Origin of the sequence: Galbibacter sp. PAP.153 (assembly GCF_037029175.1) — a bacterium.
In the GTDB taxonomy this organism is placed as follows: domain Bacteria; phylum Bacteroidota; class Bacteroidia; order Flavobacteriales; family Flavobacteriaceae; genus Galbibacter; species Galbibacter pacificus.
Genome location: NZ_JAZEUN010000016.1, coordinates 53,723 through 72,000 on the forward strand (window position 1 = coordinate 53,723; position 18,278 = coordinate 72,000).

Annotated in this window: 16 protein-coding genes; 10 read left to right on the forward strand and 6 right to left on the reverse strand. The window is 38.0% G+C overall.

The annotated features are described in order from the left end of the window. The first annotated feature begins 544 nt into the window (after positions 1-544). Positions 545-1,465: a hypothetical protein gene (locus UXI14_RS11665; RefSeq protein WP_277900332.1), complete on the forward strand. Its 921-nt coding sequence runs from the start codon at positions 545-547 to the stop codon at positions 1,463-1,465. Positions 1,466-1,501: 36 nt separating this feature from the next. Then, a complete protein-coding gene (locus UXI14_RS11670; protein WP_335966277.1) occupies positions 1,502-3,046 on the forward strand; it encodes a glycine--tRNA ligase in 1,545 nt (514 codons plus the stop codon). 58 nt (positions 3,047-3,104) lie between these two features. On the opposite strand, the gene UXI14_RS11675 is transcribed toward UXI14_RS11670, so the two are convergent. Beyond that, on the reverse strand, positions 3,105-5,159 hold the full coding sequence (locus UXI14_RS11675) for a TonB-dependent receptor (protein WP_335966278.1): 2,055 nt from the start codon (positions 5,157-5,159) through the stop codon (positions 3,105-3,107). Positions 5,160-5,246: 87 nt separating this feature from the next. Next, positions 5,247-5,759: a DUF456 domain-containing protein gene (locus tag UXI14_RS11680; protein WP_335966279.1), complete on the reverse strand. Its 513-nt coding sequence runs from the start codon at positions 5,757-5,759 to the stop codon at positions 5,247-5,249. Between the two features lie 122 nt (positions 5,760-5,881). Here UXI14_RS11680 and UXI14_RS11685 point away from each other — a divergent pair, with 122 nt between their 5' ends. The 6 genes from UXI14_RS11685 (at position 5,882) to UXI14_RS11710 (ending at position 9,735) form a co-directional block, all read left to right on the forward strand. Continuing rightward, positions 5,882-6,247: a BlaI/MecI/CopY family transcriptional regulator gene (locus UXI14_RS11685; RefSeq protein ID WP_277900328.1), complete on the forward strand. Its 366-nt coding sequence runs from the start codon at positions 5,882-5,884 to the stop codon at positions 6,245-6,247. A gap of 7 nt (positions 6,248-6,254) precedes the next feature. Continuing rightward, positions 6,255-6,680 (forward strand): hypothetical protein, encoded by a 426-nt coding sequence (locus tag UXI14_RS11690; RefSeq protein WP_335966280.1) that lies wholly within the window; start codon positions 6,255-6,257, stop codon positions 6,678-6,680. 29 nt (positions 6,681-6,709) lie between these two features. Next, positions 6,710-8,113, forward strand: a complete 1,404-nt coding sequence (locus tag UXI14_RS11695) for a M56 family metallopeptidase (RefSeq protein WP_335966281.1) — start codon at positions 6,710-6,712, stop codon at positions 8,111-8,113. Between the two features lie 192 nt (positions 8,114-8,305). Beyond that, complete coding sequence (locus UXI14_RS11700) at positions 8,306-8,785, forward strand: hypothetical protein (protein WP_335966282.1); 480 nt, start codon at positions 8,306-8,308, stop codon at positions 8,783-8,785. 45 nt (positions 8,786-8,830) lie between these two features. Next, positions 8,831-9,385, forward strand: coding sequence for a crossover junction endodeoxyribonuclease RuvC (ruvC, locus tag UXI14_RS11705; protein ID WP_277900324.1), 555 nt, complete (start codon positions 8,831-8,833; stop codon positions 9,383-9,385). Then, positions 9,382-9,735, forward strand: a complete 354-nt coding sequence (locus tag UXI14_RS11710) for a hypothetical protein (protein WP_277900323.1) — start codon at positions 9,382-9,384, stop codon at positions 9,733-9,735. Before ruvC ends, UXI14_RS11710 begins: the two co-directional genes overlap by 4 nt. Before the next feature lie 13 nt (positions 9,736-9,748). Here the strand turns inward: UXI14_RS11710 and UXI14_RS11715 are convergent, their stop codons facing one another. Further along, a complete protein-coding gene (locus UXI14_RS11715; RefSeq protein WP_335966314.1) occupies positions 9,749-10,243 on the reverse strand; it encodes an alpha-ketoglutarate decarboxylase in 495 nt (164 codons plus the stop codon). Between the two features lie 156 nt (positions 10,244-10,399). On the opposite strand from UXI14_RS11715, the gene UXI14_RS11720 reads away from it, so the two are divergent. Continuing rightward, positions 10,400-13,213 carry a 2-oxoglutarate dehydrogenase E1 component gene (locus UXI14_RS11720; protein ID WP_335966283.1) on the forward strand — a complete coding sequence of 938 codons (2,814 nt, stop codon included), beginning with the start codon at positions 10,400-10,402 and terminating at the stop codon, positions 13,211-13,213. 62 nt (positions 13,214-13,275) lie between these two features. Next, complete coding sequence (gene odhB, locus UXI14_RS11725; protein WP_335966284.1) at positions 13,276-14,520, forward strand: 2-oxoglutarate dehydrogenase complex dihydrolipoyllysine-residue succinyltransferase; 1,245 nt, start codon at positions 13,276-13,278, stop codon at positions 14,518-14,520. 602 nt (positions 14,521-15,122) lie between these two features. Here the strand turns inward: odhB and UXI14_RS11730 are convergent. From UXI14_RS11730 to UXI14_RS11740, 3 genes are read right to left on the reverse strand one after another with little or no spacing between them, the layout of a single operon-like run. Further along, entirely contained in the window at positions 15,123-15,761 is a 639-nt protein-coding gene (locus tag UXI14_RS11730; protein ID WP_335966285.1) for a response regulator transcription factor, read from the reverse strand. Further along, entirely contained in the window at positions 15,758-17,779 is a 2,022-nt protein-coding gene (locus UXI14_RS11735) for an ATP-binding protein (RefSeq protein WP_335966286.1), read from the reverse strand. The genes UXI14_RS11730 and UXI14_RS11735 overlap by 4 nt, the downstream gene beginning before the upstream one ends. 12 nt (positions 17,780-17,791) lie before the next feature. Further along, positions 17,792-18,232: a retropepsin-like aspartic protease gene (locus UXI14_RS11740; protein WP_335966287.1), complete on the reverse strand. Its 441-nt coding sequence runs from the start codon at positions 18,230-18,232 to the stop codon at positions 17,792-17,794. Positions 18,233-18,278 lie beyond the last annotated feature (46 nt).

Below are 18,278 nucleotides of genomic sequence, written 5' to 3' on the forward strand. Positions count from 1 at the left end.
TTCATTAATGGAATAACATCGGCTGTCAATTTAGGATATGCATGTTCTGTATAGCTATTTATGGGAACACGGTTTCTCCAGATTTGGATATAGTATGTTTTAAGGTCATTAAAATAGGTTTTGAGTATTGTGCGCTTATGTGTTTAGCAATCATGTCGATGCCATTGAACCTGACCGAACTTTTTAGCTCTTGTCCCATCCATTTCCCGAAGAACGACACGATTTCCTACCGGTTTTTATATTTTAATTGATGAACAAGCTGCTGAACGATTCCTTTTTTGTAATATCGTAGAAATGAAGCGTCGTTTATAATTTTTGCCCTTCCAAACAAAATTTTTTCGGTAGGGTTGTCGTTTTCGTTAATAAATTGGGTAAGTGGTAATTGATGTCGGCAATGTACACAAAGAATTTTTTTATTTGGGGTAATCAAATTAATACAGCCCAAACAAGTAGGGGAAAAAACAAATTTTGCAGATCATTTATTATCTTTACGGCCTTAATCAATTATGATACTTTAAGTTATATTCAAATCTAACTAATTTAAATGAGTGCTCAAAAAAGGCAACTTGGTCAAAAAATAATATTAGGGGTTTTGCTTTTGTGCATTGCCGCGCTCACGGGCTTTTCTTATTTTAACTATGTAGAAAGCGAGGAGAAGGTTTCCTTTTTGGAAAATGCCAAAGGAATGATTGTTGAAGACCTGGAAAGCATACAAAACGAACTTAACGAGCTTGCCAAAGAAAACGAATCTCATATAAAAGAGATCGACTATAGCAGAAAACGCATTGCCAGTCTTATGGATTCCATACAATTTCTTGAAGTAGATTACCAAATATTGGGGCATTACAGGCGCGAGCTTGCAGAAATACGGAAAGAGAACAAATACCTGCACAAAGTAACAGACTCTATTAAAAAACAAAATTTCTTGTTGTCTAAAGAAATAGACAGCACCCGGTTGAGGTATACCGAGCTGGAGCGTTATTCCAATGCCTTGAAAAGTGCCAATGAAAACCTTACCCAGTTCAACGATTCGTTAATCAACGAAAACATTGAGCTTTCCAAGCAAATAGATAAAAATCCTGCTTTAAAAGTATCTGCATTGGTCGGGATGGCATACAAAATAAGGAACAACGGCAAGGTGATAGAGACCAACCGCTATACCAAAGCCGACCGTTTAAGGGTATGTTTCAACATAGCTCCAGGAACCTTGCTACAACCGGGCGAGAGGGAATTTTACGTGCAGTTTATAGACCCCAGGCACAACATTCTGGGAACTAAAAAGGCAATTAACTTCAATGCCAAAAAGTTGGTTTACAGTAAAAAAATTGTAATCGATTATGAAAACAAACCCATGGGGATCTGTGATTATATTATTGTAAAAGACCTCGATATGGAAGGCGATTACAGAGTGAACATATTTTATAAAGAAAATTTGCTGGCCACTACTGTTTTTAAGCTGAAATAAAATCTTAAATTCTTTTAAAAAGTATATTTTTGCGACATGGCAAATCAAGACGATCAATTCAAGAAAGTAATATCCCATGCTAAAGAGTATGGATATATTTTTCCTTCAAGTGAAATTTATGACGGGTTAAGTGCAGTATACGATTATGCACAAAATGGTGTTGAACTTAAAAAAAATATCCGCGAATACTGGTGGAAGGCCATGGTGCAAATGCACGATAATATTGTAGGGATAGACGCCTCTATTTTTATGCATCCCACAACCTGGAAGGCCTCTGGCCACGTAGATGCGTTTAACGACCCGTTGATCGATAATAAGGACTCTAAAAAAAGATACCGTGCCGATGTTTTGGTTGAAGACCATGTAGCCAAAATTGAAGCTAAGATTAATAAAGAAATAGCCAAGGCCCAAAAACGGTTTGGTGATGCCTTTGATAAAGAACAATTTGTTAACACCAACCCAAGGGTTGTAAAATATAACGAGCAAGCGCAGGCCATTTTAAAACGTTTAGGACAATCGCTTGAAAAAGAGGACCTGGCCGATGTGAAGACCCTTATTGAAGAACTGGAAATAGTCGATCCCGAAACGGGAAGCAAGAACTGGACAGACGTAAAGCAGTTCAACCTAATGTTTGGCACCAAGCTGGGAGCTTCAGCAGACTCTGCAATGGACCTGTATTTAAGGCCCGAAACAGCGCAAGGGATTTTTGTAAACTTTTTGAACGTGCAAAAAACAGGACGTTTAAAAATTCCTTTCGGGATTGCACAAACCGGGAAAGCCTTTCGTAACGAAATCGTGGCCCGTCAGTTTATTTTCCGTATGCGTGAGTTTGAGCAAATGGAAATGCAATTCTTTATCAAGCCGGGAACACAAATAGAATGGTACGATTACTGGAAAGAAACACGCTTAAAGTGGCACCTGTCTTTAGGCATGGGCGAAGATAATTACCGTTTCCACGATCATGAAAAACTGGCACATTATGCCGATGCTGCTTCTGATATCGAGTTTAAATTTCCTTTTGGGTTTAAGGAACTGGAAGGAATTCACTCCCGAACCGATTTCGATTTGTCGCAACACGAACAGTTCAGCAATAAAAAATTACAGTATTTCGATCCGGAAGAAAACAAGAGTTATGTTCCTTATGTGCTCGAAACTTCAATTGGCCTGGACAGGATGTTCTTGGCAGTATTTTCAAATTCACTTCAAGAAGAAGAATTGGAAAATGGCTCTACCAGAACGGTGCTTAAATTACCGGCCGTGCTGGCGCCTACCAAAGTGGCCATACTTCCATTGGTTAAAAAAGACGGTTTGCCCGAAGTGGCCAAAAAGATTTTTGAAGACCTTAAATGGGACTTTAATGTTGCCTATGATGAAAAAGATGCTGTTGGAAGGCGTTACCGTAGACAAGATGCCGCAGGAACTCCTTTTTGTGTAACGGTAGACCACGACACGCTTGAAGATAATACGGTAACAATAAGGCACCGCGACACAATGGAACAAAAACGTGTTAAAATTGAAGAACTTCAGGAAATAGTTAAAAAAGAAGTTGATGTAAGGTATTGGTTGATGAAGACCAAATAACCTTTCGACCCAGAATATTTTAAATCCCAAAGGCCTTTTTAAAGTCTTTGGGATTTTTTTATAAAAGATATTTCAATTTAAGGCCACCGTAATAATTAATAGGCAATCCGGGATAATAATAACGCGGTTCCGAATCCCCAAAACCAACGGCATTTATTAAAATGGAAGCGGCATACTTTTCATCAAACAAATTATTGATGCCGGCAAGTATTTCCAGCTTAAAATTATTGGTAATTTGCTTTTGGTAGCCCCCTTTAATGTTGATTAAATTATAAGCATCAGTATACAACGAATTGGCGTCGTTCATAGGCAAACTCCCAACGTGCTGATATGTGGCCGTAAAATAAATTCCGTTATCGTGTTTAAACTGAACTCCCCCGTTGATAAGGTTTTTGGGAACACCCGTAAGGTCTTTTCCGGAATAATCGTTGTTTTCTTCCACAAAGTCTTCAAATGTGTGATGGTTAAATGTGGCATTTAAATACGGTTGTAACGTAGCATCTGGAAATAAATTGAACAAGTAATTTATACTTACTTCAAATCCTTTATGGGAAGTAACCCCGGCATTTCTTCCAATGTATTGATCTTCGCCTACGCGGTCGGCTACCAAGAGGTTTTCAACATCCATGTAATAAAAGGTGGCCGCGGCCTTAAGCTTTCTGTTAAAAAAATAATTTTCGGTACCTATCTCGTAATTTGTTCCGGTTTCTGGGCCGATATCAGGGTTTATAATACCTTCGGGAGTTAGCGTTTCTTCCAGATTGGGATAAGAATATCCGTAACTAATATTTCCAAACACAATATTTGCGGGCGTAAACAAATATTTTATACTAAAACTTGGCGCCCAAATAGCATCAAAATCCCGATTTGCACTTTTATTGTTTTCTCCGGTATTGTAGTGGTCTCTATAATTATAAGAAGAACTGTTAAAATTTAACCCCAAGGCCACGACAAACTTGTTAAAATAGAGGTTCCACGTGCCAAAACTGTTAAACCTGTTACGGTATTCTTTATTGTCGCTCAGCAAGTCTCCTTGCAGGCTTCCTTGCCCATTGTTTGTTTGGTATAGGTTTTCCCATGTTTTCCAGTTGTAGGTATCCGAGTACAGCTCGGCTCCTAATGTAAATTTGTTTTTTAGGGGGAGGGGAATGCTTCCGTTAAAAGAAGATCTAAAACCATAACTGTTGGTAAATTCATCTAAAATATTAAACGGACGGGGCTCGTAATGGTCTAAATACGAATAAAAAATGGTGGTTGTATTGTTTAGGTTGGAAGAAAAAGTATGCTTGTATGTTATTCCCGTTGTTGTTCCTTTATTGTCTTCGTAGCCTTGTGCATCCTTCCAGTTTGTTGCTGCCTTTTTTGGGTTTTCGTTAAAATCGGTTTCGCCTATGGAGCTTGCAATATGTGCATTGTAATCTATTTGGTTAAAGAGGAATTGTATGGAGTTTTTGTCGTCAAAATCATATCCCATATCCAGTAAAATGGTATTTCTTTTATAACTACTGTTCTCCCGGTATCCATCGGTTTGCAAATGGTCTGAAAGTAAGTTAATGTAAAAGGCTTCATTTCGATAGGCTGCCTGAACACTGTTTTTAAGCATTCCGTAAGAGCCAAAAGTTAAAGCTTCGTTTGCCAAGGAAGTGTTTTTTGCCGGCAATTTGGTTTGCAAAAGCATGGCGCCGCCCAAATTGGCCCCATATATACTGGCTTTAGGGCCTTTTATAATTTCTATTTGCTGAAGGCTTTCCGGGTCGTAAATATTAAAAGTAGACTCGCCTATACCGCTCGTAATAGGAATGCCGTTAAAATAGGTTTGAATTTTATTGGTACCATACGGGGTTCTTGCGCCCATCCCGCGTATGGTAAGCCTGTTGGTGTTTAAGCCTCCCGAAAAAATATACACACTTGGCGTTTCGTTTATTGCAGAAACGATATCGATGGGGGTGTACCTTTTAATTGTCGAAGTTCCAACAATATCGACAGGGGTTATGGTCGGTGGATTTTGAAGGAGTTTCGATTCCAAAACAACTTCAGATAAGGTGTCGTTTTTCTTTTCTTGTGCAACAATAAGGCCAACGGAAAACAATGTGAGCAAAATAGTTTTAAGCATGCCATAAAAATACATGTTTTTACACTAATTGGAATTGTTTTTTCAAGGCTTTCGGAAAAGTTTAAATAAGTACGGCAAAAAAGGGTTTTATGAAAAATTGAACAATACTTCTTTGTGTTTCCAGACTTTAATGATGAAAATTCCCAAAAAAACGATAGCTACTACAAATTTTAAAAAAGTACCGGTTAAAAAGCCCAAAAAAGAACCATAAGCGGCCTTCAATGCTGTTTTGTTATCGGCTTTGTTAATAAGCTCGCCCACAAAAGCGCCCACAAAAGGCCAAATAACAATACCGAACAAGCCCAGCACGGGAAATACAATAGAAACTATTAACCCAACCGTTGTGCCTATCATTCCTGCTTTTGTACCGCCGTAACGTTTGGTGCCGGCAATCGGGATGATATAATCCAGCACGACCACCCCAATGGCAACCACAAGTGTAATGCCCAACAGCCACCAGTTATTTGGAACTGCTTTTGTTAGGTAAAGTAACAAGAGTCCGATCCAGCTTATCGGAGCTCCGGGAAGCACCGGTAAAAAGCTTCCTAAAATGCCAATAATAATGCAGGCAAAACCAAGTACGACCAATAAAATATCCATTTCTTTTTTCTTTATTAGACGAATATAAGGAGTATTTGTTACATTTTTTAACTAAAAAATTAGTTTAAACTAAATATTTAGTTATATTTGTAAAAGCATTCAACTAAAATATTAGTTATAAAATGAAACAACTCACAAAGGCAGAAGAAGAAGTTATGCAAATATTATGGCAGTTAAAAAAAGCCAATGTTGCAGCTATTATAAACGAGTTACCAGAGCCAAAACCGGCATACAATACAGTTTCTACCATTGTTAGAATTCTGGAAAGCAAGGGTTTTGTAAATCATGAGCAGGAAGGAAAAGGTTATTTGTATTTCCCGGTTTTAAAAAAATCGGAATACAGCAATCAATCAATAAACAAATTGGTCGATGGGTACTTTCAAGGCTCCTTTAAAAGCATGGTGTCTTTTTTTGTAAAGAAAAACGATATCAGCTTAAAAGAAATGGAAGCTATTTTGAAAGAAATGGAAAACGAAAACAATAAATAACAAGATTATGTTACGGATAAAAATGATGTTGGCAAGCGTTTTATTAATGCTTATAGGTATTTTAACTTCTTGCGAAAACGAGCAGGATAGTAAAGTTGCAATTTCGGATCAAGCTATATTGGAACAGAAAATTGAGGAAATAGAAAAAGAAATAAAGGAAAACCCAGAACGGTTAACGCCCGAATTAAAGCAAAGATTGCAGTCCTTAACAGAAACTAAAATTGCTTTTAATGGAATAGTGTTAAACAAAGAAGGAAAAGGATTGCCCGGCGTGAATATTTTACTGGGAAACCAACGTGTTGGAGTAACCGATTACGATGGAAATTTCAGTTTAAAAGCTGTTGAAGGACAAAATATTACATTTAGCTATTTAGAATTACCGCAAAAAGATGTTGAAGTGATAAAAACTAAAAAATACAAAATCATTTTATAAGCCTTTCTCTAATTTAAACTTTGTAAAAAATGATGTTTTATATTGTACAAATTATTGCGTTTCAATTGCTGTTTTTAGTGATATACGATTTCTTTTTAAAGAAGGAAACTTTTTTTAATTGGAACCGTTTTTACTTGCTATTTACACCTTTGCTTTCCCTGGGGCTGCCTTTTATAAAATTGGAAAGTTTGCAAACCACTGCACCCGAAACTTTTGTGTTTCTATTGCCCGAAGTAACCGTAAGTGCACAAAAAATGGGAGAGGGCACCATGCAAAATACGGTTTTGCCCAATTGGGGCGTATGGCAATGGTTGTTTTTGGCAGGATGTATTTTAAGCTTTATTTGGTTTGCCTATAAACTTATTCAGATTTTACACCTAAAAAGGAAAGGAAAAATTCACTATTTTAAAAACTATACACGTGTTGAGGTTGAAAAAGAAAATACCGCATTTTCATTCTTTAAAAATATTTTCATAGGAAGTGCCATCCTTCAAAAAGAGCATTCACATATTATTGAGCATGAGTTAATTCATATAAAAGAAAGGCATTCGTGGGATTTACTGTTTTTCGAGTTGTTGCGCATAATTTTTTGGTTCAACCCACTGGTGTATGTCTATCAAAACAGAATAACCGAGCTGCACGAGTTCATCGCCGATGCCAAGACGGTTAATAATAATAAAAAGGAGCATTATAAGCTGTTGTTGCAAGAAGCATTTCAAACAGAAAATATCTCCTTCATCAATCAATTTTTTAATCATTCATTAATCAAAAAACGAATCGTTATGTTACAAAAATCAAAATCAAAAAAAGTACTGCAACTCAAATATCTATCGTTGGTCCCAATGGTTTTAGGAATGTTGCTCTATACTTCATGCGAAAGGGAAGACCCTGCAATTGCAGAACAAAAAATGTCTATTGAAGACCAGGTGCAGGAACTGGAAGTTTCCTTGCAAGGGAATAAAGAAGCTTTAACTCCAGAGTTGAAAGAAAGGATATTGTCATTGACTAAAACAACCCCGGACGTTATCGAAGTTGTTGATGATGGCGAAGAAAGCAATAAAATTATTGAGGTAATAGGAGATGTGCCATATACCAAAATAGCCATGAAGCCTAGGTTTAAAGACTGTAGTGACATACCCGAGAACCAACAATTCGATTGTTTTAAACAACAGATAGACAAGCATGTGCGCGCTACGTTTAAATATCCTGAAGAAGCACAAGCCAATAAAGAACAAGGACGCGTATATATTAATTTTTTGATAAATACTGATGGGTCTGTGGATGTAATAAATCATAAAGGGCCAACCAAAGCATTATCAGAAGAAGCCATTCGCATTATTGAAGCCCTGCCAACATTTATTCCGGGCAAAGATGCCAACGGAAAGGCAGTTCCGGTAAGTTTTGCCTATCCCATTGTTTTTAAGTTGAATTAGTATAAAATGAGGGTTTTTTTGACATGCCAGTTTATATGGAAAGCCGGGGATTGTGTCCCGGCTTTTTCTATTTTAATGTCAATTATGTGTAATCTACTTTAATTAACCTTTTTCAAAATAAAAAACAGTAATACAGCTATTTTATTCCTATTTACTTTAAAAAATTGTAATTTTCGATTTTAAAGTATTTTCATGCAGAAGTATTGGGGATTTCTTATATGCTTAATGTTGGTTTCTTGCGATTTTTTTACATCGCAAAAAGAAGCCAAAGACGAAATTTTAAAAAGAGAACGTAAAGAGATTAACTGGAACGATGTTGACAAGTACCCGCTTTTTGATAAATGCGACGAAACTGCTCCCAGAGACCAACAACGATTGTGTTTCCAAGAAACGTTTACGCTTCATTTTTTAAAAACACTTCAGCAAAAACACTTGGTGGTACATAAAAATCTGAACGATACCATTCGGGTTGAACTGCTTATTGGAAAAGAGGGCAATGTAACCATACTCAACATTAAAAAAAACAAAAAAGTAGCCAAGGAAATCCCCGAAATAGATACTTTAATTGCATATAGCGTAGAAACCTTGCCAAAAGTATACCCGGCATTGAAACGAAATATCCCGGTAAACATAAAAATTCAGTTTCCCATTATTTTAAAGGTTGAAGAATAAGCCGGGAAATTACATACTTTTGAATTACAATACAAATAAAGAGACTTGGCTAAAGAAAGAATTATATTAGGGATAGACCCCGGAACCACGATTATGGGTTTTGGATTGATAAAGTGCGCCGGCCAAAAAATGCAGTTGTTGCAGTTGGACGAGCTGATTTTAAAAAAATATACCGACCATTACTTAAAGCTTCAAAAAATATTCGAGCACACTATTGGGGTCATAGAAGCTCATCACCCCGATGAAATTGCCATTGAAGCTCCCTTTTTTGGCAAAAATGTACAGTCCATGCTTAAATTAGGGCGGGCACAAGGCGTTGCAATGGCAGCAGGCTTGTCCAGGCAAATACCCATTACCGAATATTCCCCGAAAAAAATAAAAATGGCCATAACCGGTAACGGGAATGCCAGTAAAGAGCAAGTGGCAAAAATGTTGCAAAGTTTGCTTGCCTTAAAGCAATTGCCCAAAAACCTCGATGCAACCGATGGTCTGGCGGCGGCTGTTTGCCATTTTTACAACAGCGGTAAGGTTACACTTGGGAAAAGTTATTCGGGATGGGAGTCTTTTGTAAAACAAAACGAATCAAGGGTAAAGAAATGAAGATGACTTTTGAAAACAGTGGCGAATTATTAATAAAGGCTTCAGAAGAAAACCTGTATCAGAATTTAATTATTCAGCTAAACAAAGATTTAAAGTTTGCCAATCTCGATGATGAATTTGAGGTGTCCATTCCTGCCGAAAAATTAAAAAGGGATTTGCATGAGCTTGTTTTTTTATTGATTAACGAAAAATTTGCCGATTACTTAAACCTGCTCTACATTATCGATGTTCCCGAAACCAAAGTAAAGGCACTGGATGGCAACAACGTGGTGAAATTATCAGAAGATGTAGCCTTTCTCATTTTAAAAAGGGAATGGGAAAAGGTTTGGTTTAAAAAGAAATACAGCTAGATGCCAACTTCATTTAAAAATAAAACATAACAAAAGGCATAAACGCACTTGCATAAATACTTTTATCGTCATCATAAAGTACATCATACCGAACGCCCATGGTTACGGGCCCGGTATTGTAGCCAGCGCCCAAAAACAAGGCAGGGTACCAATAATCTTCGGTGATGCTTCCGCCCCCAATAACGTCATAATCCCTATTTACCCGTAATTGTTCAAATTCGGCCGAGAGCTGTATTTCCCTAATTGGGTTAAACAGTGCAATGGCGCTTGCGCCATATACAAAAGCATTGTAATATTCGGCATCCGTATAGGTAAAATCAAGTCCGATACCAGTTGCAAATTGCGGGGTAACCTGATAAATGGCACTGGGCGAAATGGAGCCGCTAAAAAAATCGTCGCCAAAACTTATCCCTAATCCGCCACCAAAGCATACACGTTGCCAAAAATCTGATTGATTGTAATTTTGATTCATTTGTTGTGCCGATGCAAAATGCGTAATTCCTAACACGAAAACCAATAAAGTATATTTTTTGAAACAAGAGTTGTTATAAATATGCATATCAATAATTTTTATCTTATAAATATATTAAAACGATGTATCAATTTTCTCAAATATTGTATTTTTGTATAAATTTTGTCTGAGAAGAGACAGTGAAAAGATAACATGGATAAATATTCCTTTTTAAATGCGGCCAATACCGCTTTTTTTGCGGACTTATACGATCAATATTTAATTAACCCCGACAGTGTTGAACCAAGTTGGAGAGCTTTTTTTCAAGGGTTCGACTTCGGGATGGAAAATGCGGCAGGCGATGGCGCTGCTACCATAACCGAAAACGGAACGGTAAGCATAGAAGTTCCTGCAACCGGGGAAAAACTAGAAGTTTCCCAGGATGTATACAAGGAATTTCAGGTAATCCGTTTAATAGACGGTTACAGGAGCAGGGGGCACTTGTTTACAAAGACAAACCCTGTTAGAGAGCGGCGTAAATATTCCCCAACCTTGGCAATAGAGAATTTCGGTTTGGAAAAAGCCGATCTCCAAACAGTTTTTAATGCCGGGGAAATCCTTGGTATAGGGCCAGCTAAGCTACAAGTGATTATAGATCACCTGGAGGCTATTTATTGCGATGCCGTTGGGATTGAATATATGTACATTAGAAATCCTGAGCGCAAGCAATGGATCCAGGATTGGTTAAACGTAAACGACAACCATCCCCAATATAGTGCAGACGAAAAGAAAAATATTCTTAGAAAACTTAACGAAGCCATTTCTTTTGAAAACTTCTTGCATACCAAATATGTAGGGCAAAAACGTTTCTCATTGGAAGGAAACGAGTCGTTGATTCCAGCATTGGACAAGCTTGTTGAAAAAGCAGCCGATATGGGCGTTCAGCAATTTGTTATGGGAATGGCCCACCGCGGGAGGTTAAATGTACTAACCAATATTTTTGGAAAATCGGCCAAAGATATTTTTAGCGAATTTGACGGAAAGGATTACGAGCAGGCAATTTTTGATGGGGATGTAAAATACCATTTAGGCTGGACAAGCGACCGGAAAACCAGCGGGGGCAAAAAAATTAATATGAATATTGCCCCAAACCCTTCTCACCTAGAAACCGTAGGTGCAGTTGTAGAAGGAATAACCAGGGCAAAGCAAGATAGGCATTATAAAGACGATTTTGCCAAAGTATTGCCAATTGTGGTGCATGGAGATGCTGCCATTGCAGGGCAGGGAATAGCCTACGAAGTAGTGCAAATGGCCCTGTTGGACGGCTACGGTACCGGAGGCACAATACATATTGTTGTAAACAACCAAATAGGGTTTACCACCAATTATCTGGATGCAAGATCTTCTACCTATTGTACCGATGTTGGTAAAGTAACCTTGTCGCCCGTATTGCACGTAAATGCAGATGATGCCGAGGCTGTGGTGCATGCGGCTACTTTTGCTTTGGATTTTAGAATGAAGTTTGGAAGGGACGTTTTTATCGACCTTCTGGGATATAGAAAATATGGGCACAACGAAGGTGATGAACCCCGTTTTACCCAGCCAAAACTCTACAAGGCCATTGCAAAACATAAAAACCCACGTGATATTTATGCCGAAAAATTAATGACCGAAGGGGTCATAGACAAATCGTATGTAAAAAAACTCGAAGACGACTACAAGGCTTCTTTGGAAGAAAAGCTTGAAGACTCGCGCAAAGAAGACAAAACCATCATAACGCCGTTCATGAAGGACGAATGGAAAGGGTTTAACCCATGCCAGGAAGACAAAATGATGGAAGTTGTAGATACCACCTATCCAAAAGATAAATTAACGCAAATAGCAGAATCGATTACCAATCTTCCAAAGGATAAAAAATTCATGCGTAAAATCGAAAAGCTGGTCAAGGAACGTAATAAAATGTTCTTTGAAACCGATAAGCTGGATTGGGCCATGGGAGAATTATTAGCCTACGGAACACTTTTAGAAGAAGGATTTGCCGTGCGCATGTCCGGGCAAGATGTAGAAAGGGGGACTTTCTCACACCGCCATGCGGTAATAAAGGTTGAAGAATCTGAAGAAGAAATCGTGCTGTTGAACGAATTGAAAGAAAATCAAAACGCACATTTTGATGTCTATAACTCCTTACTATCAGAATATGGTGTTGTTGGCTTCGACTATGGTTATGCCATGGCCAGCCCAAATACATTAACTATTTGGGAAGCACAGTTTGGCGACTTTAGCAATGGCGCCCAAATAATGACAGACCAGTATATTTCTGCGGCCGAAGACAAATGGAAGCTTCAAAACGGATTGGTAATGTTGCTTCCGCACGGATACGAAGGGCAGGGTGCAGAACATTCCTCAGCTAGAATGGAACGCTATTTACAGCTGTGTGCAAAAGACAACATGTTTGTGGCAGATGTTACCACGCCGGCAAACTTATTTCATTTGTTCAGAAAGCAAATGAAAGCCGACTATAGAAAGCCACTAATTGTTTTTACTCCAAAAAGCCTTTTAAGGCACCCCAAAGTAGTTTCTTCAGTAGACGAACTTGCAAATGGCAGTTTCCAGACCGTAATAGACGATGCCGATGCCGATGCCAAAAAAATAAAAAGCCTTGTATTCTGTACAGGGAAATTTTATTACGATTTGCTTGCCGCTAAAGAAGAAAAAGGAAGAGACGATGTGGCCTTGGTAAGATTGGAGCAGCTTTTCCCTATACCAACCAAACGGATGCGGGAAATTATAGATAAATACAGCAATGCCGAGGAAGTGGTTTGGGCCCAGGAAGAGCCTAGGAACATGGGGGCATGGAGCCACCTTTTGTTGCATATGGAAGAAGCAAGGACTTTTAGGGTGGCCTCTAGGCGTTTTTATGCTGCCCCGGCAGCCGGAAGCGCTACCAGATCTAAGCGTAGGCATGAGCAGGTTATTGAATATGTTTTTGATAAAACCAAAGACAATATGGAACGAAACGCTAATTAGCACTATATTTATAATTGAGAATTAAGGATAAGACAAAAAATATAAAACTAAATTAAAGCACAATGGTTTTAGAAATGAAAGTTCCCTCTCCCGGGGAATCGATTACAGAAGTAGAAATAGCAGAATGGCTGGTGGAAGATGGCGATTATGTTGAAAAAGATCAGGCAATTGCCGAAGTAGATTCAGATAAAGCTACACTAGAATTGCCGGCCGAGGCAAGCGGAATAATTACGCTTAAAGCCGAAGAAGGAGATGCGGTAGCCGTTGGTGAAGTTGTTTGTTTGATAGATACTTCTGCTGAAAAACCGGCTGGAGGTGATGGTGAAACCAAAGAAGCGCCTAAAGAAGAGGAAAAAGCTACAGAAGCCCCTAAGAAAGAAGAGAAAGCTGCACCAAAAACCGAGAAAGCACCGGAGAAAAAAGAAACATACGCTACCGGAACCGCAAGCCCGGCCGCTAAAAAAATGTTGGCCGAAAAGGGGATCGACCCAAAAGAGGTAAAAGGAACCGGAAAAGATGGGCGGATTACCAAAGAAGATGCCGTAAAGGCAACTCCTTCCATGGGAACCCCAGGACCCGGGAACCGAGGTTCGGAACGTAAAAAACTTTCCATGCTTCGCCGTAAGGTAGCAGAGCGTTTGGTTTCGGTAAAAAATGAAACTGCCATGCTTACTACTTTTAACGAAGTAGACATGAGCCCGATATTTAAATTGAGGGATCAATATAAAGAAGACTTTAAATCTAAGCACGGTGTAGGTCTTGGGTTTATGAGTTTCTTTACAAAGGCCGTTGTTAGGGCATTGGAGATGTATCCTGCAGTAAATTCCATGATAGACGGTAAAGAAATGGTAAGCTATGATTTTTGCGACATCAGTATAGCCGTATCGGGACCAAAAGGATTAATGGTGCCGGTGGTAAGAAATGCCGAAAACTTAAGTTTTAGGGGAATTGAGGCAGAAATTAAACGTTTGGCAATAAGAGCAAGAGAAGGCGAAATTACTGTAGATGAAATGACCGGAGGTACATTTACCATTACCAATGGCGGTGTATTTGGGTCAATGTTGTCCACGCCTATAATCAACCCGCCACAAAGTGCAATTTTAGGAATGCACAACATTGTGGAACGCCCAATTGTAAGAGACGGTGGCATTGCCATTGCGCCAATAATGTACGTGGCATTGTCTTACGATCACAGAATTATAGACGGGAAAGAATCGGTAGGATTTTTAGTGGCAGTAAAAGAAGCCCTTGAAAACCCAACCGAATTATTAATGGATGAGAATGTTAAAAAAGCGCTTGAGCTTTAAAATAAAAAACAAACATACATTTATAAAACCTAGAACGCCCTCCTGAAAATTCAGAGAGGGCGTTCTTTTTTGGCTTTAGTTGGCTAATATTTGAAAGGAATCTAAATCGATAAAACCAAAAAGATGTTAAGAAGAAATGTAATTACTGCCAAAGCAACAATTGCAGAAGCAAGTAACATGTCGTTGTTGTTTTTGATAATTTTATAGTTGGCTGTCGTCTTCATAATCATTTCGCTTTAATTGGTTGATGTAAAAGTCTGATAATTTTAGGCGCATTTCAACAGGGAATTCCCCCTTTTTTTATAGGGTTAACCCGTAACAACCCATTTTTACAATACAAACAAGGTGTAAATATTAAGTGTCAAGGCAGCTACTATTAAGAAAAGCGCTACGGCAAAAAATAAAATAGGGATTTTTTTTTGGAAATAAAGTGGCATCATTACTTTTAGTTTTGGTTGGTTTAACGATGCGTAAAATTATACCCTATTTACAAGATAGGGAATACGTAGTAACTCGTATTTTACAATTGAACCATTTTGTGAATTTTCGAGAATGCATCAAAATAGGGAATAGTGGATGGAAGAAGGTGTCAATTAAAAAAATCATTTTAAAAGTATATCCTGATGGTCTTTTGCCCAAAGCAACAAGGCATTTGTTTTATGCGATACCCCTAGTTTGGTAATAATATTGCTTCGGTGCTTTTCTACGGTCCTAATGGAAATAAAAAGAATTTCGGCAATTTCTTTGTTTGTTTTTTCTTTAGCGATTAGTCGTAGTATTTTTCTTTCGGAAGGAGTTATTGCCTGCAATATTTCTTCGTTTTCAAACTTGTCTTTATTTATTTGATCCATGATGGCAGGGCTGAAATATTGCTCGCCATGCATAACTTTTTCGAGGCATATCTTTATTTCTTCAATGGCATATTCCTTTAAAATATATCCGTTTACATTTAAATCTTTAGCCTGGATAATAAGTTGAGGTTCTTTGTGGAGTGTTATTAAAATTATTTTTGTACCTATTTTGTTGTTCCTACAGGCCAAAGCAATTTCCAGGCCACTCATTTTTGGCATTTCTATGTCCAAAATAGCAATGTCGGGTTGGTATTTAATAATAAGGTTGTATGCCGAGTTTCCATCTTGCGCGCTTGCGAGAACATTAAACTTCCCTTCAACAAGAAAATCATGCAGCCCTTTAAGCAGCAATGGATGGTCGTCGGCAATAATAATTGAAGGATTTATCATACCAATGGAATTACATAAGAAAAAGTTGTCCCTTTGCCTTTTTCTGAATCTACCTTCATGGTACCTTTTAAAAACTTGGTGCGTTCCCGTAGGGTCTTGAGGCCCAAAGACTCAAAATCGTTGTACTTTTCGGCAAAATCAAATCCTTTGCCATGATCTTTTATAACTACCAAGATGCTCTTTGGTCTTTTTAATACAGAGACTTTGGCAGCTTCGGTCCCGGAATGCTTTACAATATTGGATAAGGTTTCCTGTATAATTCTATACAAATGAAGCTCCTGTTCTTGTGTAAGTATATTGGAAATGTCGTCAACATCCGAAGTGATAAAAATATTGGTATTTTCGTCTATGTCTTTCACGGTATTTTTTATGGCTTTTGTTATACCAAGCTTTTCCAGTTGAAAAGGATGCAAGGCCCTGGAAATAGACCGCACTTCTTCTATGGCATTGTTAAACATGGTCTTGGTGTTCTCGTCGGCGTTTAAGGCCACCTTATTTTTTATAAGCAGCAAGCTTTGCCCAACACCATCGTGTAGGTCTTTGGAAATACGCTCGCGTTCCTGTTCTTGAGAAAGCAATAAACGCCTGCTGAAATCTTCCTGCTGTTCTTTGGATTTTTTATGGTGCTGTCTATTTCTATAAAGAAAAACGCATACAAAAAGAAGGCTAATGCCCGCAATGGAAAAGCCAAACAGTCTTTTTTTAGCCTGATTGTCTTTTTCCAGAGAAGTAATTGCAGCGTTTTTTTCCACAATTTGTTTCTCCTTTTTTTCGGTTTCATAAAGTGTTTGGTAGTAGGTAAGCGCATTGGTTTTTTGCACATTGAACAAAGAGTCTTCAAGAAAATTGTATTCTTTGTAGGCATTGTAGGATGCATTTGTATTTCCTGCTTTTTCATATAAGCCAGATAACTGTTGTTTTAAAACTACCAAATCGTCATAGTTTTTACCCTCTTCGGTATATATAATTACTTCCTGTAAAAGGGCAATTGCTTCTGTGTATTTTTTCTGGCTTTCTAGAATAGAAACTGTTGCTTTTTTATAATGGTTGACTAATTGCACTTCATTCTCGAAGTCTTTTTTCTTACTGGCTATACGCTCATAATGTTGGTAAGCTTTTTCATATTCATTTTCTTTTACATACATCCGGGTAAGAGAAGTTTCAATAAAAATGGCACAGTAAAGATCGTTGTTGTTCATCTCGATATTTACTTTTTCGGCCTCCAGTAAGGTTTCTTCTTGTTTTTTTATGTCTCCAAGTTCTTGGTAATGGCTGGCCTTATTATACAAAGATGCAACGGCTGCGTTCCCTTTGTTGTGTTTTTTTGCGTAGGCTATTACTTCATCTTCAATTGTTTGTGCCTTATCATAAAACTTATTCATGCCATAAACAACGGCAATGCCACTTTTAGCATGTATCACATAATCATAATCGCCTAAGGCTTCATAATAAGAAGCTGCGGTTTTATAGTCGTTAATGGCTTCAAGGAATTCACCTTGGTACGATTCTGCTTGCGCCCGGAACAAGTAAGAATCGGCAATATATACAGAGTCGTGAATGCCAAATTTGGAAATGGCCTTGGTGTAGTTTTCTTTGGCCTTTTTAAAATCCACATCGTAATAAGCACCGCCTTTTTTTAGGTAAATACTGCCAATTAAAGAAGAATCTGTTATTTGCCCCTCATATTCTTGGGCTTTATTGATAATGGACAGCGCTTCGTTTTTGTTGTTTTGTATGTTGTTTACATAATAAAATACTTGAACAGATTTATCTATTAACTCCGTGTAGGCTTTCATTTCTTCGGCAAGGGCAATGTATTCTTTGGAATATTCAACAAATTTATCGGGGTAGGTATCCCTGTCAATTTTAGACACAACAGAGTCCAAGTATTGCAATTTTATGGTATTGCTTTTGGTGGTGTCTGCAATTTTTAAAAACCCGGCAATATTTTCCTGTGCGGTAACGGGTATTGCAAAACATATAAGTGCTAACTTAATGAGGTATTTTAATATTTTCAAAGTGGTTGGTTTTTAACACTTTAAAAATAAGTTTTTCTTGTTATAATCTATCACTGCCTTTGCTTTTTTTAGAACATCTGCACCAATTATTCCATGAACGGGCAGGGCATCGTGTATGGTTAAAGCAGAATTTACGTGCGTGAGGTCGAATAAAACAATTTTTACCCTCTTTTTGGACCATGAACCTATTTTGATGGTATTTTTCTTTGAAACCTGGGTAAGCATATTGGTGGCGCCCGCTCCGGCGGCTTTTATTTCAGAATCTTCTGTTTCAAGGTTAAAATGCTCAATACAATCAAATCCAATGCATGTATTAGAAGCCCCCGTGTCGAGGATGAATCTTCCGGTCACGCCATTTATGCTGGCAACGACTTCAAAGTGATTTGTTTTTGTTAAGGTAAGCGGGGCTTTTGTATATCCCTTTTCCGAAAGGAATTTTTTAAGGCTTTGCATGATCTCTTTCTGTTTTATGCAAAGATAGCCGTTTAAACCATTATTT